This is a genomic window from Nesterenkonia sp. PF2B19 (assembly GCF_001758425.2).
Taxonomy (GTDB): Bacteria; Actinomycetota; Actinomycetes; order Actinomycetales; family Micrococcaceae; genus Nesterenkonia; species Nesterenkonia aethiopica.
Window position 1 is genome coordinate 31866 of sequence record NZ_MDSS02000001.1, and the last position, 15820, is coordinate 47685.

Annotated in this window: 10 protein-coding genes and 1 pseudogene; 9 read left to right on the forward strand and 2 right to left on the reverse strand. The window is 70.0% G+C overall.

Annotated elements, in window-relative coordinates:
• Positions 1-81: 81 nt before the first annotated feature.
• Positions 82-1368, forward strand: coding sequence for an MFS transporter (locus BCY76_RS00175; protein ID WP_237089869.1), 1287 nt, complete (start codon positions 82-84; stop codon positions 1366-1368).
• 27 nt (positions 1369-1395) lie between these two features.
• On the opposite strand, the gene BCY76_RS00180 is transcribed toward BCY76_RS00175, so the two are convergent.
• Together BCY76_RS00180 and BCY76_RS00185 are read right to left on the reverse strand one after the other, a co-directional pair.
• Positions 1396-2436 (reverse strand): LacI family DNA-binding transcriptional regulator, encoded by a 1041-nt coding sequence (locus tag BCY76_RS00180; protein WP_085437023.1) that lies wholly within the window; start codon positions 2434-2436, stop codon positions 1396-1398.
• A gap of 12 nt (positions 2437-2448) precedes the next feature.
• The gene (locus tag BCY76_RS00185; RefSeq protein WP_085437024.1) at positions 2449-4206 is read right to left on the reverse strand and encodes a glycoside hydrolase family 13 protein; all 1758 of its coding nucleotides are present in this window, start codon (positions 4204-4206) and stop codon (positions 2449-2451) included.
• A 199-nt stretch (positions 4207-4405) separates the two neighbouring features.
• Between BCY76_RS00185 and BCY76_RS00190 the strand changes: the two genes are divergently transcribed.
• From BCY76_RS00190 to BCY76_RS00225, 8 genes and pseudogenes are all read left to right on the forward strand, one after another.
• The gene (locus BCY76_RS00190) at positions 4406-5656 is read left to right on the forward strand and encodes a sugar ABC transporter substrate-binding protein (protein WP_070159887.1); all 1251 of its coding nucleotides are present in this window, start codon (positions 4406-4408) and stop codon (positions 5654-5656) included.
• 6 nt (positions 5657-5662) lie between these two features.
• Positions 5663-7314, forward strand: a pseudogene (locus tag BCY76_RS00195) (ABC transporter permease subunit).
• A 1-nt stretch (position 7315) separates the two neighbouring features.
• Entirely contained in the window at positions 7316-8239 is a 924-nt protein-coding gene (locus tag BCY76_RS00200) for a sugar ABC transporter permease (protein ID WP_070159889.1), read from the forward strand.
• Positions 8240-8245: 6 nt separating this feature from the next.
• On the forward strand, positions 8246-10249 hold the full coding sequence (locus BCY76_RS00205; RefSeq protein ID WP_237089870.1) for a glycoside hydrolase family 13 protein: 2004 nt from the start codon (positions 8246-8248) through the stop codon (positions 10247-10249).
• A gap of 73 nt (positions 10250-10322) precedes the next feature.
• The gene (locus tag BCY76_RS00210) at positions 10323-11573 is read left to right on the forward strand and encodes an AfsR/SARP family transcriptional regulator (protein WP_170922526.1); all 1251 of its coding nucleotides are present in this window, start codon (positions 10323-10325) and stop codon (positions 11571-11573) included.
• A complete protein-coding gene (locus BCY76_RS00215) occupies positions 11483-12766 on the forward strand; it encodes a hypothetical protein (protein ID WP_139827537.1) in 1284 nt (427 codons plus the stop codon). The genes BCY76_RS00210 and BCY76_RS00215 overlap by 91 nt, the downstream gene beginning before the upstream one ends.
• Positions 12767-12952: 186 nt before the next feature.
• Complete coding sequence (locus tag BCY76_RS00220) at positions 12953-13468, forward strand: hypothetical protein (RefSeq protein ID WP_442935334.1); 516 nt, start codon at positions 12953-12955, stop codon at positions 13466-13468.
• Positions 13469-13507: 39 nt separating this feature from the next.
• Entirely contained in the window at positions 13508-15820 is a 2313-nt protein-coding gene (locus tag BCY76_RS00225; protein WP_237089871.1) for a PHP domain-containing protein, read from the forward strand.

The following is a 15820-nucleotide window of genomic DNA, read 5'->3' on the forward strand; positions in this document are numbered from 1 at the left end:
CCGCGGGCATGGTCGGCCCATGCGCCTCGAGAGGAGCCACCCGCCCAGCGCCGTCCAGGGCGTGCGAGTAGGCTGTCGGACGTGCACGTCCACGGCCGCCCCTCCCCCGATCCGGCAGGTTCGGCCCGTCTCGGCGCGCTCTTCCCGCTGCAGGCGGTCGTGCTCGGGGCACTGGTGCCGGCCTTCATCTTCAGCATCGGCATCGGGGCGATGCTGCCGGTCATCGCACCGCATGCGGTCCAGCAGGGCGCTCCGCTCGCGGTCGCGGGAGTCATCGCAGCGATGCTCCCGGTGGGGCAGATCCTCGCCGACATCCCCGCCGGAGCCCTGGCCGCCCGCATCGGGGACCGTCGAGCGATGCTGGCGGCCGGCGGCCTGGCCGGTCTGGGACTGCTCGCCGAGGCCGCGGCCCCCACGCTGGTGACGCTGGGGCTGGCGGTGCTGCTGGTGGGTGCCGCGAATGCGGTGTTCCACCTGGCGCGGCATTCCTACCTCACGGAGATCACCCCGGCTCTGCATCGCGCCCGAGTCCTCTCCACCCTGGGCGGGGTGCATCGCATCGGGCAGTTCGTCGGGCCGTTCCTGGGGGCGGTCGTCCTCCATGCCGGGGACCTGCGGCTGGTCTTCGTGCTGGCGGCTGGGACGGCGGCCGCGGCCACCGTCACCGTGGCGCTGGCTCGACCGGACCCGTCAGCCGAGACTCTGGATGCGCCCGTCGCCGGAGACTCCCGACGCCGTCCCCGGCTGGCCGCCGTGCTCGGTCAGCACCGCAGGCTCCTGCTCACCCTGGGGGCACCTGTGCTGCTGGTGGGCGCGATCCGCGGGGCCCGGCAGCAGGTGATTCCGCTCTGGGGCGAGCACATCGGCCTGGATCCGGCGACCATCTCGATCATCTTCGGGATCGCCGGCGGCATCGACATGCTGCTGTTCTACCCGGCGGGGAAGATCATGGACCGGTTCGGCCGTCTGTGGATCGGGGTCCCGGCCATGATCACCCTCGGCGTGGCCATGGCGCTGGTCCCGTTGACGCACAGCACGACCCAGATGGTCTGGGTGGCCGTGGCACTCGGTCTCGGCAACGGTCTGGGGTCCGGGATCATGATGACCGTCGCCTCCGATGTCGCGCCGTCGCAGGGGCGGCCCCAGTTCCTGGGGGCCTGGCGGCTCTTGCAGGACCTGGGCATCGCCGCGGGCCCGCTGATCGTGGCCTCCGGAGCGGCTCTGGGCTCGTTGGCGGCGGGCATCTGGGTGGCGGCCACGATGGGCCCCTGCGCCGCCGGCGCCCTGCAGCGTTGGCTGCCGCAGTGGTCAGTGCATGCGAACCGGACCACTCGGCGGCGGGCAGGGCTGTCGGCGGATCAGCGGTGATGCTCCGGGAGCGGTCCGGGTGCGAGCTCAGTGCGGGGCGCTGACCGATTCGATCCGGGGTGCGGAGGTGGAGGAGCGCACCACCAGGTCATAGGGGAGGTCGGCGTCGGCGTCGTCGGTGGGCAGCGCCTCGGTGCCCTCGATCAGCTCCAGGATCTCCCGTGCTGCACGGCCTCCCTGACCCAGCGGATGCTGATCCACCGTGGTGAGTCCGAAGAGGGGGCCCAGGTCATGGCCGTCGATGCCGATCACCGAGACGTCTCCGGGGACCTCCAGGCCCAGGTCGCGGGCCGCCAGCAGTGCTCCGATGGCCATCTCGTCGGAGAAGGCCACCACCGCGGTGGGGGCAGATGTTGAGCGGCCCAGCACGGACTTCGCCGCTCGATGACCGCCTTCCACCGTGAAGTCCGCAGTCACGCACAGCTGCCGATCCGCTGAGAGTCCAGCCTCTGCCAGTGCATCACGGAATCCGTTCTCCCGCCGCGCCGGCACATGGAAGTCGCGGTTGAAGCTGGCCTCTGCTCCGATGCGGCCGATCCTCCGGTGGCCCAGACGCAACAGGTGCTCCACGGCGAGGTGGGCGACGCCGTGGTCGTCGATGGCCCGGCCGGGCAGGCGGGGGTTCGATCCGCCCAGCGTCAGCACAGGAATGCCGAGACCCGTGAGCTGGTCGATCTCGTCGGCGTCGAGCTCCATGGCCACCACGATGAGGCCGTCCACGCGTCGCCGGCGGAGGAACGAGGAGAAGATCTCCTGTCGGACCTGGGCGTCGTCGGTGACGTTGTAGAGCGTGAGATCGTAGCCGCGACGGCTGAGCTCCTCGGAGATCCCGGTGAGCACCGTGGAGAAGAACCAGCGGTGCAGATCCGGCAGCATGACCCCGATGTTGCGGGTCCGCCCGGAGGCCAGGCTGGAGGCAGCCGAGGACACCACGTAGCCGAGCTCATCGGCCACCTGGAGGACCTTCTGCCGCGTGGCCGGCGAGACATGGCCTCGTCCGCTGAGCGCGCGAGAGACGGTCGCGGACGACACTCCCGCCGCGCGGGCGACCTCATCGATGCTGACCACGGTGGCGATTCCTCAGATCAGGGGGACGTTCTCCGGCGAGACCAACCATACAACGGCGTCCTGCGGCAGCAGGGGCGCTCGGTCCTCCCGGTCCGGAGCGCCGGACTCGGCGACCAGCTCGGTGCTGGACGCCAGGACGTGGCGCCCGGGCGGCAGCGGGATCGGCGTGGCGCCGAAGTTCGCGAGCACGACGACGTCCTGGTTGCTCAGCGCCAGGACATCTTCGCTCTGCCCCTCAGCGACCCCGGGCAGCTCGCCCGGATCGAGCCAGCGCAGCGTCCCCTCCCCCAGGCCGTGGGCGCGACGGACCTCCAGCAGGCGCCGATACAGCGACAGCGTCGAGCCGGCGTCGTCGCGCTGACAGTCGCGGGCGAACGTCCCCCAGCCCTCCGGCTGAGGCAGCCAGGAACGGCCCGAGGAGCTGAAGCCCGCCGCCGGCGCATCCGACTCCCAGGGAATCGGCACGCGGCATCCGTCCCGGCCGTACCGTTCGCCGCGGGTGCGGAACCATGTGGGATCCTGCCGGGCCTCGTCAGGGATGTCGAGCACCTCCGGCAGGCCCAGCTCCTCACCCTGGTACAGGTAGGCCGAGCCGGGCAGCGCCAGCATGAGCGCCGTGGCGGCGCGCGCCCGGCGGAGGGCATGCTGCGGCTCGGGCAGTCCGGGGAAGTCCGGACCGATGCCCGTGCCCTGCGGGTTCTCCGCCGTGAGTCCCAGACGGGTGGCGTGCCGGACGACGTCGTGATTGGACAGCACCCACGTGCTGGGCGCACCCACCGCGCCGAAGGCACGCAGCGAGTCGTCGATGATCCTGCGCAGGGCCGCCGGCTCCCAGGGAGTCTCGAGGTAGTGGAAGTTGAAGGTCTGGTGCATCTCGTCGGGGCGGACCCATAGGGCCGTCTTCTCGATGGTGGAGACCCAGGCCTCACCGCACAGGGCGCGGTCGCCGTCATACTCGGCCAGCAGCCGGTGCCAGTCTCGGTAGATCTCGTGGACGCCAGGCTGCTCCCAATACGGCGCGGGGGCGCCGTCGCCGCCCATGGAGGCCGCCTCCGGATTCGGGCTCCAGTCGGGGAAGGAGGGGTCCTTGACCATGCCGTGGGCGACGTCCACGCGGAAGCCGTCGACGCCGCGATCGAGCCAGAAGCGCAGGATCCGGCGGAACTCCTCCCGGACCTCCTCATTCTCCCAGTTGAAGTCCGGCTGGCTCGAGTCGAACAGATGCAGGTACCACTGGCCGGGGCTGCCGTCCTCCTCGGTGACGCGCGTCCACGCCGGTCCGCCGAAGATCGAGTCCCAGTTGGTGGGCGGCTGGTCACCGCCGGGACCGCGTCCGTCCCGGAAGATGTAGCGGGCCCGCTCGGCTGATCCCGGTGCTGCCCGGAGCGCCTCCTGGAACCAGGGGTGCTGGTCCGAGGAGTGGTTGGGGACCAGGTCCACGATGATCCGGATCTCGCGGGCATGGGCGGCGGCGAGCATCTCGTCGAAGTCCGCCAGCGTGCCGAAGAGCGGATCGACGTCGCAGTAGTCGGCCACGTCGTAGCCGGCGTCCTTCTGGGGCGAGACCATGAACGGGCTGAGCCAGAGCGCGTCGACGCCGAGGTCGGCCAAGTCGTCCAGCCGCCGAGTGATGCCGCGCAGATCCCCCACTCCGTCGCCGGAGGCGTCCGCGAAGGACCGCGGGTAGATCTGGTAGATGACGGCGGTCCTCCACCACTCGGGGGCGGTGAGAGTCTGCGTGGTGTGGCGTGCGTCATGGCGGGTCTGCATGCTGACACTGTACTGGCAAGCGTTTGCAATTCGCATCTCGACATCTCTTCAGCGATCTGGGCGTCACAGGATTGCCGGCGACCAGGCTTGCACTGGAAGGTGACCTGCTTCATACTGGAAGCGCTTGCAGTGAGATGGCCCACGAGCTGTCTCCTTTCACCGCACCTGTCATGCCACATCGACGATCAGAGGACACACCATGAGGGCGAACTTCACCCGAGCCCGCGGCGCCGGCGCCGCGCTGGCCGCCAGCGCGCTGCTGCTCACCGCCTGCGGCGCTGACGAGCCCACCACCGACGGAGACGGCGAGAACGAGGCGCTGGAGGCCACGGGAAGCCTCACCGTCTGGGTCGACGCCGACCGCGCCGACGTGCTCGGCGACGCCGCCGCCGACTTCACCGACGACACCGGCATCGACGTCGAACTGGTCCAGCAGGACTTCGGAGACATCCAGGACCAGTTCGTCTCCCAGGTTCCCACCGGAGAAGGCCCGGACATCGCCGTCGGTGCCCACGACTGGCTGGGCACCCTGGTCACCAACGGGGTGGTGGCCCCCATCGAGCTGGGCGACGCCGCCGCCGACTTCCAGGACGTCGCCCTGGAGGCCTGGACCTATGAAGGCAACGTCTACGGCCTGCCCTACTCGATCGAGAACATCGCGATGCTGCGCAACGCGGAGCTCGCCCCGGAGGCGCCGGACACCTATGACGACATGATCGCCATGGGCCAGGACGCCGACGTCGACTACCCGTTCCTGGTGGGTCTGGACCCCACTGAGGCTGACCCCTACCACCTCTACCCGTTCCAGATGTCCTTCGGCGCTCCGGTGTTCGGCACCGACGCCGACGGCTCCTATGACGCCGACGACCTGCAGATCGGCAACGACGGTGGACTCGAATTCGCCGACTGGCTCGCCGAGCAGGGCGCAGAAGGTCTGATGAACACCAACATCGACGGAGATCTCGCGCGCGAGAACTTCATCGATGGGAACACCCCGTTCCTGCTCACCGGGCCGTGGAACGTCCCCGCCGCACTGGAGGCCGGCATCGACCTCGAGGTGGACCCGGTCCCCTCCCCCGGCGGTGAGGACGCTGCGCCCTTCGCCGGCGTGCAGGGCTTCTTCCTCTCCGCCCAGAGCGAGAACGTCGTGGCCGCCACCACCTTCCTGACTGAGTACATCGGTTCCGCCGAGGTGCAGACCGCGCTCTACGAGGTCGGCGGCCGTGCCCCGGCCCTGACGGAGTCCTTCGATGCGGCGCTGGCCGATGACGAGATCGTCGCCGGGTTCGGCGAGGTCGGCGCCGAGGCCGTGCCGATGCCCAACATCCCCGAGATGGGCGCCGTCTGGGAGTTCTGGGGCACCACCCAGGGTGCGATCCTCAACGGTGACGGCGACCCCGCTGAGCTCTGGGAGGACATGGCCGAGGACATCGCCGGAGCCATCGACTGATCCCTGATGACCACCACCACTCCCGCTCCCGGCCAGACCCCGCCGTCGCTCCCGACACGCGGGCCCTCTTCCGGCGGCTCCTCACAGCGGAGGCGGAGTCGGCGTGCCCAGCGCATCGCCGACACCGCCTCCGCGGGGTGGAAGCTGCTGGTGTTCAAGATCCTCGTCCTGGGTGTGCTCAACGCCCTGGGCGTCTATGCGGCGCTCGTGCTCTACGCCAGCGGCCGCCCCGTCATCGCCGCGCTCGTCGTCGCCGCAGGGATCTTCATCTCCTGGGTATACTTCCGACGCGGTGGCCTGCCGGTAAAATACCTCCTGCCCGGAGTCGCGTTCCTGCTGATCTTCCAGATCTTCATGGTGCTCTACTCCGGCTACGTGGCCTTCACCAACTATGGGACCGGCCACAACAGCTCCAAGGACGACGCGGTCCACGCGATCATGCTGCAGAGCCAGGAGCGCGTCCCGGACTCCCCCACCTACCAGCTGGCGGTGGCCGAACGTTTCGGCGAGCTGTCCTTCGTGGTGACCGACCCGGCCGGCGACGTGTTCATCGGTGCTGAGGAGCAGCCGCTGGAGGCCGTCGACGGCGCCGTGCTCGACGCCGGCGTGGTGGTCGACGTCCCCGGTCATGACGTCCTGGACTTCGCCGAGGTGCTTCAGCGCCAGGGCGAGATCACCCAGTTGGCGGTCCCCTTCAGCGAGGACCCCAACGACGGGATGCTCCGCACCCAGGACGCCCGCTCGGCCTACCTGTACACCTCCCGCTACGTCTACGACGTGGACGCCGACACCATGACGAACTCCGAGACCGGCACTGTCTATGCCGACGTCGGAGACGGCGCCTTCACGTCGTCGGCCGGCGAGCAGCTGATGCCCGGCTGGCGGATCCACGTCGGCATGGACAACTTCGTGCGCGCCGCCACCGAACCGGCCATCCGCGGACCACTGATCTCGGTGACGATCTGGACGTTCGCCTTCGCCTTCCTCTCCGTGGCGACGACCTTCGTGCTCGGGCTGTTCCTGGCGATCGTCTTCAACGACCCGCGGATGCGCAGTCGCAGGTACTACCGGCTGATCATGATCCTTCCCTACGCCTTCCCCGGATTCCTCTCGGCGCTGGTGTGGGCCGGAATGCTCAACCAGGAGTTCGGCTTCGTCAACAACGTGCTCTTCGGCGGCGCCAGATCCCCTGGCTGACGGATGCCCTGCTGGCGAAGGTCTCCATCCTGCTGGTGAACCTGTGGCTGGGCTTCCCCTACATGTTCCTGGTGTGCACCGGAGCGCTGCAGGCGATACCCGACGACCTCACCGAGGCGGCGCAGATGGACGGGGCCCGTCCGTTCCAGGCGTTCCGCCTGATCAAGCTCCCCCTGCTCCTGGTGTCCTTGGCCCCGCTGCTGATCTCGGCCTTCGCGTTCAACTTCAACAACCTGACTCTGGTGTACATGCTCACCGGGGGCGGGCCGCGGAACCTCGATGCCGACATCAACGTGGGCGCCACGGACATCCTGATCACCCTGGTGTACAAGGTCGCCTTCGTGGGCGCCGACCGGGACTACGGTCTGGCCAGCGCCTTCGCGATCCTGATCTTCCTGCTGGTGGGGACCGTCTCGGTCATCGCCTTCCGGCAGACCAAATCGCTCGAGGAGCTGAACTGACATGTCCGTGCAGACCTCAGCCGGCACGACCACCGTGCCGGCCGCAGAGCCCCGGCTCGTCCGGACCAAGCGTCCCTTCCGCGTCTGGATGCGCCAGACCGGCTGGCGTCACCTCGTCGGCGCCGGAATCGTCGTGTTCTCCGTGTTCCCGCTGGTCTATGTGTTCTCCGCCTCGCTGAACCCCGGCGGCACGCTGATCACGGCGAACACCCTGTTCGGAAACCTCAGCCTGGACAGCTACATCGACCTGTTCAACCGACCTCAGCAGCCGTATGCGGCCTGGTTCGGCAATACGCTGTTCATCGGCCTGACAGCCTCCGCGGGCAGCGTGCTGCTGGGGGCGCTGGCCGCCTACGCGTTCTCCCGGATGCGGTTCACCGGGCGACGCGTGGGCCTCATCACGTTGCTGCTGGTGCAGATGTTCCCCCAGCTGCTGGCCATGGTGGCGATCTTCCTTCTGATGCTCGCCATCGGCGACGTCTTCCCGGCGATCGGTGTCAACAGTCAGCTGGGTCTGATCATGGTCTACCTCGGCGGAGCATTGGGAGTGAACACGTACCTGATGTACGGGTTCTTCAACACGATCCCCCAGTCCATCGATGAGGCGGCGCGCATCGACGGGGCCGGTCACGCCCGGATCTTCTTCACGATCATCCTGCCGCTGGTCTCCCCCATCCTGGCTGTGGTGGCGCTGCTGTCGTTCATCGCGACCACCAACGACTTCGTCGTGGCCTCGGTGCTGCTCATCGATCCGGAGAAGCAGACCCTGGCTGTGGGCCTCTACCAGTTCATCTCTCAGGAGACCTCGCAGAACTGGTCGATCTTCGCCGCCGGCGCCGTGCTGGCCGCGATCATCCCGGTGGCGCTGTTCCTGGCCCTGCAGAAGTACATCATCGGCGGCCTGACCGCCGGCAGTGTGAAGTGAGGACTCGTGACCGTCTCCCCCGTGCCGCGTCCCCTCCCCCACCATGACGGGTCCCCGCTCCACGTCTCCGAGGACGCCCCGGCGCTCGGGGACGTGGTGCGGCTGCGCCTGCGCGTTCCCACGACGTGGGATCCGCTGGTCTCTGTGACCGTGCGATCCAACCCAGACCGCGAGCCGGTCTGGGACGAGGCCGTCCTCCTCGGGGAGGCCGGAGGCTGGCAGTGGTGGGAGGCGACGGTCACCGTCCACAATCCCCGCCACGGGTACCGGTGGCTGCTGCGGCAGCACGATGGAGCCGTCCGCTGGCTCAACCAGGCCGGTCTGCACGCCGGAGAGGTGCGCGACGTCGACGACTTCGTCCTGCTGGCCACCCCTCCGGCGCCGAGCTGGCTCGCGGAGTCGGTGATGTACCAGATCTTCCCCGATCGCTTCGCCCGGTCCGCGGCTGCGGACGGACGTCCCACCCCGGACTGGGCGATCCCCGCCGCCTGGGAGGACCCCGTGGATCCGGTCATGCCCGCCCGGACCCAGCAGCTCTACGGCGGCGACCTGGACGGGGTCGTAGAGAAGCTCGACCACCTGGCGGACCTCGGCGTGGATCTGCTGTACCTGACCCCGATCTTCCCCGCGGCCTCCAACCACCGGTACGACGCCGCCAGCTTCGACCACGTGGACCCGCTGCTCGGCGGCGACGACGCCTATGTGCGGCTCGTGCAGGCCGCCCACGCCCGCGGAATGCGGGTGATCGGCGATCTCACCACGAACCACTCCGGAGAGCGGCATGAATGGTTCCAGACGGCGCTGGCCGATCCCGAGTCTCCGGAACGGACGTACTACTACTTCACCGAAGATGAGGAGAACGGGCGGTCCGTCAGCGCCGAGGACCCGGGCTATGAGGCGTGGCTGGGCGTCCCCTCGCTGCCGAAGTTCGACTGGTCCTCCCAGGAGCTGCGGAAGCGCTTCATCCAGGGGCGCGACTCCGTGGTCGCACGTTGGCTGCTCCCGCCCTTCGAGGCCGACGGGTGGCGCATCGACGTCGCCAACATGACCGGACGCCTGCGCGACGTGGATCTGAATGCCCAGGTGCGGCAGATCATGCGCCGCACCATGGAGGAGATCGACCCCGACACGGTCCTGCTCGCGGAGTCCACCAACGACGCCACCGAGGACCTGCAGGGGGACGCCTGGCACGGGGCCATGACCTATCCGGCCTTCACCCGGCCGCTGTGGTCCTGGCTGAGTGAGCCCACCGGGGAGCCCTGGACGACCGCCCAGGACGAGCAGGTCGTGGAGCCCTGGTTCTTCGGTCAGCCGCTGGGCGGCATCCCGAGGGCCACGGCGGCGGAGTTCGCCGAGGCGGTCACCCGGTTCACTGCGGGGATCCCCTGGCGCATCCGGCTGGGGAACATGCAGCCGCTGAACACCCATGACACCGCCCGGTTCGCCACCCACGCCGCCGACGGCGCCATGCCGCTGGCCCTGGGCCTGGCGATGACGCTGCCCGGCGTCCCCGTGCTCTTCGCCGGGGACGAGTTCGGTCTCACCGGGGCCGACGGGGAGACCAGCCGCACGCCGATGCCCTGGGGAGCCGAGGCGGACCCCCCGGTCGCCGAGCGGCTGTCCCTGTGCCGACGGCTCGTCCGGCTGCGCCGCGGGCATCAGGTGCTCGCCCGCGGCGGGATGCGGTGGCTCCACACCGACGATGACGCCGTCGTCTTCCTGCGCGAGTCGGCCTCCGAGACCCTGCTCGTCGTGGCGACCATGGGCGACCGCATCTGGGAGTCCTCCCGGGAGGCGGTCCCGGGACTGGTCGCCGAGGAGGGTCTGGGCACCGACGACGTCTCACGCGTGTTCGGAGAGGCTCAGCTGAGACTCGGCGCTGACAGGGTGCGGGTCTCCGCCCCGGCCCGCACGTTCACCGTGTGGCGGCTTCCCGGAGTGCCTGTGCCCGGAGAGGCTGCCGTCATGAGCTCCGCTGATGCTCAGGAGAAGTCCAGGTTCCGTTCATAGTGTGGCAGGGCTCACCGGGGCTGAAGGCACCGGGGGCGGCCCTGCACCGCACCCAAGGAGAACGACCCTGTCGATGCAGTTGGACATCCTGGGCCCGATCCGGGTCTGCCACGAGGATCGGAGTCCGGTGGTCCTCACCGGCCTCCAGGGGCTGCTGCTGGCCATGCTGGTGGCGGCCCGCGGACGCCCTGTCCCCACGGACCGACTCCTCGACGCGATGTGGGGAGACAACCCCTGCCCCCGGGCGGCCCACCGCCTGCAGACCCATGTGCACCGGCTGCGCCGCACACTCGGGGGCCCCGACGTGCTGCAGGCGGTGGGCGGCGGCTATGTGCTGCAGGTGCCGCCGGGCGCCACGGATGTGGAGCGGTTCGAGAACCTGATCGATGAAGCCGCCGTGACGGCCGATGCGGACCCGCGCCGCGCGCAGGAGCTGCTGGGTCAGGCCTGCGGACTGTGGCGGGGACGACCCTTCGACGGGCAGACCGGCGCCGGGCTCAGCATCGAGGCGCAGCGACTCGACGGACTGCGGCTGACCGCGCGGGAGAGGCTGAACGCGGCGCGCCTGGCCTGCCGAGAGCCGGAGGCGGTGATCGAGGAGGTCCCTTCGCTCATCGCCGAGCATCCCCTGCGGGAACGGCTCTACGAGCTGCTGATGGCCGCTCATGCCCTGCAGGGCCGGCCCGCTGAGGCCCTCGAGGTGCACCGGCAGGCCCGCCATCGGCTGGCCGAGGAGCTCGGACTCGACGTCGGCCCTGGTCTGCGTCGGCTCCAAGAGCAGGTGCTCCGTGGAGGGGCGCCGGCGCCGGAGACCTTCCTCACTCCCCGTCGGTCTCCTGCCCCGGCCGCCGGTGCCCCCGCAGCTGGCGTCTCTGCAGCTGGTGGCTCTGTGACCGATGTCTCTGTGACCGGTAGCGCCTCAGGTCGCGCGGCCACGTCCGGCGCGGTCCCTCCCCCGGCACAGCTGCCGGCGCCACCCCGCGGCTTCCACGGTCGGGAGGAGCTGCTCGCCCGGTTGGACGAACTGCTGGGCGCCGCGCCCGCAGGGGCGTCAGAGGCCGCTCCGGGCGACGCCGCCGGGTCCGGATCGTGGCACTCACGGGAGGCGGCGGCACCGGCAAGACCGCACTGGCTCTGCACTGGGCCCACGGGGCTGTCACCGACTTCCCCGACGGGTGCCTCTACGCCGATCTGCGGGGCTTCGGTCCGGAGGCTCCCCTGGATCCTTCTCGCATGCTCGCATGGTTCCTCATCGCGCTGGGTGTGGACGCCGCCGGTGTTCCGGCCTCTCGCGCAGAGAGATCCTCACTCCTGCGCTCACTGACGAGCTCCCGTCGCATGCTCATCGTGCTCGACAACGCCCGCGATGCCGACCAGGTCCGTCCTCTGCTGCCCGGGTCGCCTCGCTCCGCGGTGCTGGTCACCAGCCGAGCCGACCTTCGACCTCTGGTGCTCCACGACGGCGCCCATCAGCTGACGGTCCCTCTGATGTCCCCGGCGGAGTCCCGCGCGCTGCTGGGCGGGACCCGTGGCCCCCGTCCCTCCGAGGAGCTGCGGGACTCCCTGGCGGAGGCCTGCTCCCATCTGCCGCTGGCCCTGCGGATCATGGATGAGCGGCTGCGACTGGAGACCGTCGAGACGGCCCCCGCCCTCCTGCGGGACCTCCAGGATGAGAGGCTGAGGCTCGACCTGCTGGACTCCGGGGATGAGGCGACCTCGGTGCGCACGGTCTTCTCCTGGTCCTGTCAGCGACTCTCCACCTCCTCGGCCCGTCTGTTCCGACTGCTGGGGACGGCCCCCGCCCGGTGGCTGGACGTCCCGGCCGTCGCGGCGCTGGCCGGACTGGGACCGGCCGAGGCGCGCCGTGGGATCGAGGAGCTCGACAGGGCCTGGTTGCTGGAGAGTCTGGAGACGGACCATGTCCGACAGCATGATCTGCTGCGTGACTATGCCGCCGAACTGGCGGAGGAGCAGGAGAGTCCTGAGGAGATCCGGGCGGCGTTCGATCGGCTCTGCTCCCATCTTCTGACCGTCACGGCCGCCGCCGTGCGGTCGGTGACGCGACCGCAGGCCTCAGAATCTGCTGAAGCTGTGGAGCCTGCTGAACCCGGCGCCTCTGGTGCGCCGGCCGCCTCAAGCAGGCCGGCGGAGCGGTTCGACGACCCTCAGGCGGCGGAGGACTGGCTCGCGCGGACCATCGACACCCTCGCCCTCGTCGCAGATCGGGCTGCCGACACCGGGCCCCGCTGGTTTCCGACCGAGCTGGCACGTCTGCTGGATCGTCACCTGGATGATCGACGTCAGCTGGACTGCGCCCACCGCCTCCACCGGGCTTCGGCCACTGCGGCGCGACGCATCGGCGAGCTCGAGGCCGAGGCCCATGCCGAGCTCGGGCTCGCCGTGGTCGCGCTCCGGCGGAGTCGGCGGAGCGAGGCTGAACCGCATCTGGAGCGGGCGATGGCGCTGTTGGAGGAGGTCCACGACCCGGTGTGGCCGGAGACCGGGCCGTCGAGCTGAGCGGCGACCCTCGGTGCCTGTCAGAGGGCTCTCGTACCCTCCCTTTGTATTCGAAGATGTGTTCGAACTACGATGGAGGGGACGTACGGCGGCGCCTCTGCCCTGACCGCCGCCCGCGTCTCTTCCCATCGTCAGCGAACACTGCACCTGTGCGCCTCCGGGCGCTGGATCAAGGGAGTAGAGCTGATGAGCCCCACCTCGACCACCCCCGCCCTGCCCGGCGTCGTCCGCCTCCTGGCCCCGGAGGAGGGCCGGCGTCTCGCCGCAGCTCGGCATCGGGCGGCGGAACGCCTGGACTCTTCAGACGCCGCAGGACACCGGTCCCCTGCTGACGTCGACGGCATGCGCCCCCCTGCCTCGGCCGCGCAGCATCTGAGCACCCAGCATCTGAGCACCCAGCGTCTGAGCACCCAGCTGACGGTGGAATGTGACGACGCTGAGATCCCCCGGCGACTCTGTTGGCGAGACCGCTGGCATGTCGTGGTGGAGGATCCGGTCCGCTGGTTCGAGCGGCGCCGCTGGTGGTTGGAGGACTCCCGCGCGGAGCGCGGGCGCGGACCGGGCGTGGTCGACCATGAGATCTGGCGCCTCCAGATCCGCCTGGAGGCGGCCCCCCGTGCCATGCCGCGCACTGTCGACCTGAGTCGGCACACCGGGTCGGGACGATGGCGGCTGCTGAGGGTCCACGATGTGGCGGCCTGAGCCGTCCGTCCCGGCCGCCGGATCCCGGAGATTCCACTGATGGGCGGCTTCGTGCATCTCGACGTGGCCACCGCCTACAGCGCCCACCACGGTGCCAGCTGGCCGGAGGACCTGGTGGCGGCCGCGGCGGCCGACGGCGCCGGAGCCGCCACCTGCGTGGATCGGGACGGTCTCTACGGGGCGGTCAAGCATGTCATCGCCTGTCAGGGCCATGGCGTCGCTCCGATTCTCGGGGTGAACCTTCCGGTCGCCGAGGAGCGTCCCGACGGCGGCCTGGAGGAGCGTGGACGGGTGGTCCTGCTCGCCCACGGCTCAGCGGCAGGCTACTCCGCCCTGTGCCGGGCGGTCTCCGCCGCTCATCTGCAGGACCGCGGGGCGGGGCCTCGGCTCCCCCTGGCCCGTCTGGTGGAGCTCGCCTGCCCGGAGGGGCCCCGGGCGATCGCCGGGCAGGCTGAGCCGGCCCTGTTCGTGCTGCTGGGCCCGGAGAGCGACGTGGGCGTGGCGGCGGCCTCTCGTCGCTATGCCCAGGCGCGGCGTCTGCTGCGCGGCTGGGTCTCCACGCTGGGTGCGGGGACGCTGCGGGTCGAAGTGGTCTCTCATCTGGCGCCTCCCGGAGAGCCGCTCTCCACCGCCCATGCTGCGCGGATGCTCGCCGTCGCGGAGGACTGTGCGGTGGCTCCCGTGCTGACCAACATGGTGCGCTTCCTGCATGAGGACGATGCCACGACCGCCGACGTCCTCGACGCCGTCCGGGTGCTCTCCAGCCTGCAGGTCACGGAGACCCTGCAGCCCAACGGGCAGGGCTGGCTCAAACCTGCCTCCATGATGGAGCGGATCGCTGAGGAGATCTGCACGTCCAGCACGGCCGCCCGCATCGGGGCCGTGGAGCTGCTGGAGCGCACTCGGGCGCTGGCGCAGCGCTGCCTGCTGGACCCGGAGGCCCATATGAGCTTCGGGGCCCCGAAGGTGCCTGAGGCGCGAGTCATCGGGCTGGGGGTCTCAGGACGGTGCACAGACCCCCAGCGGGAGCTCGCCCAGCGGTGCGAAGCGGGACTGACCGCCCGCTATCCCCGGCAGTCCCCCGCCGAGGCGGCGGCGCTGCGCGACCGCCTCGAGCATGAGCTGAGGATCATCGAGGACCTCGGCTTCGCCAGCTACTTCCTCACCGTCGCCGAGGTGGTGGACATGGTCGAGCAGATGGGGGTGCGGGTCTCCGCCCGCGGCTCCGGGGCATCCTCACTGGTGAACCATCTGCTGCGGATCAGCGCCGTGGACCCGATCGAGCATGAGCTGGTCTTCGAGCGCTTCCTCTCCCGAAGGCGCTCGACCCTTCCGGACATCGACATCGACGTCGAGTCCGCCCGACGCCATGAGGTCTATCACCGCATCGTGGAACGCTTCGGAGCGGAGCGCACCACGTTGATGAGCATGCAGAACAGCTACCGGATCCGTGGGGCGGTGCGCGACGCCGGCCTCGCCCTGGGGCTTCCCGAGGAGGAGATCGCGCAGATCGCCGAGACGATGTGGCGCTTCCCGGCACGTCAGTTCCGTGAGGCGCTGGCAGAGAAGCCGGAGCTGCGTGCCCTGGCCGCCCGCCTGGACTCCGAACGGGAGCAGGGCCGGCAGCAGCTGGACCTCCTGGTGGACCTCACCGAGCGGCTGGACCGTCTGCCGCGCCACATCTCCACCCATCCGTGCGGGATCATCCTGGGTGATCAGCGGCTGCTGGACCTCACTCCGGTCCAGCCCTCGGGGGTGGACGGTCTGCCGATGAGCCAGTTCGACAAGCACGACATGGACCCCATGGGCTTCCTGAAGCTGGATGTGTTGGGCGTACGTATGCAGTCCACCATCGCCCATGCCCTGCAGGAGATCCGCCGCACCACCGGGGAACGGATCGACCTGGAGTCGGTGGACCGCGATGATCCGGACACCTACCGACTCATCCAGTCCACCCACACCCTGGGCTGCTTCCAGATCGAATCCCCCGGGCAGCGGGAGCTGGTCGGCAAGCTGGTCCCGGAGCGGCTGTCCGACCTGGTGGTGGACATCTCGCTGTTCCGGCCGGGCCCGATGGGCTCGGGCATGGTGACCCCGTACCTGGAGCGACGGCACGGCTTTGAGCAGGTGCGGTTCCCTCACCCGGACCTGGCGCCGGTGCTGTCCGAGACCCATGGGGTGGTGATCTTCCATGAGCAGGTGCTGCGGATCCTGGACCGGATGACCGGCTGCGGGCTCGACCGCGCCGACGAGTTCCGGCGTGCCCTGGGCGGGCCGGAGGAGGATGCCGTAGAGACGTTCTTCCGCAGCCGGTCGGCACGACGGGGGTACTCCCCCCGAGGTTGTCGATGA

What these genes read in the sequence shown, in the direction of transcription:
- BCY76_RS00185 (WP_085437024.1), bottom strand. Translation starts at nt 4,206, where the DNA reads ATGCAGACCCGCCATGACGCACGCCACACCACGCAGACTCTCACCGCC.
- BCY76_RS00190 (WP_070159887.1), top strand. Translation starts at nt 4,406, where the DNA reads ATGAGGGCGAACTTCACCCGAGCCCGCGGCGCCGGCGCCGCGCTGGCC.
- BCY76_RS00200 (WP_070159889.1), top strand. Translation starts at nt 7,316, where the DNA reads ATGTCCGTGCAGACCTCAGCCGGCACGACCACCGTGCCGGCCGCAGAG.
- BCY76_RS00210 (WP_170922526.1), top strand. Translation starts at nt 10,323, where the DNA reads ATGCAGTTGGACATCCTGGGCCCGATCCGGGTCTGCCACGAGGATCGG.
- BCY76_RS00215 (WP_139827537.1), top strand. Translation starts at nt 11,483, where the DNA reads ATGCTCGCATGGTTCCTCATCGCGCTGGGTGTGGACGCCGCCGGTGTT.
- BCY76_RS00220 (WP_442935334.1), top strand. Translation starts at nt 12,953, where the DNA reads ATGAGCCCCACCTCGACCACCCCCGCCCTGCCCGGCGTCGTCCGCCTC.
- BCY76_RS00225 (WP_237089871.1), top strand. Translation starts at nt 13,508, where the DNA reads ATGGGCGGCTTCGTGCATCTCGACGTGGCCACCGCCTACAGCGCCCAC.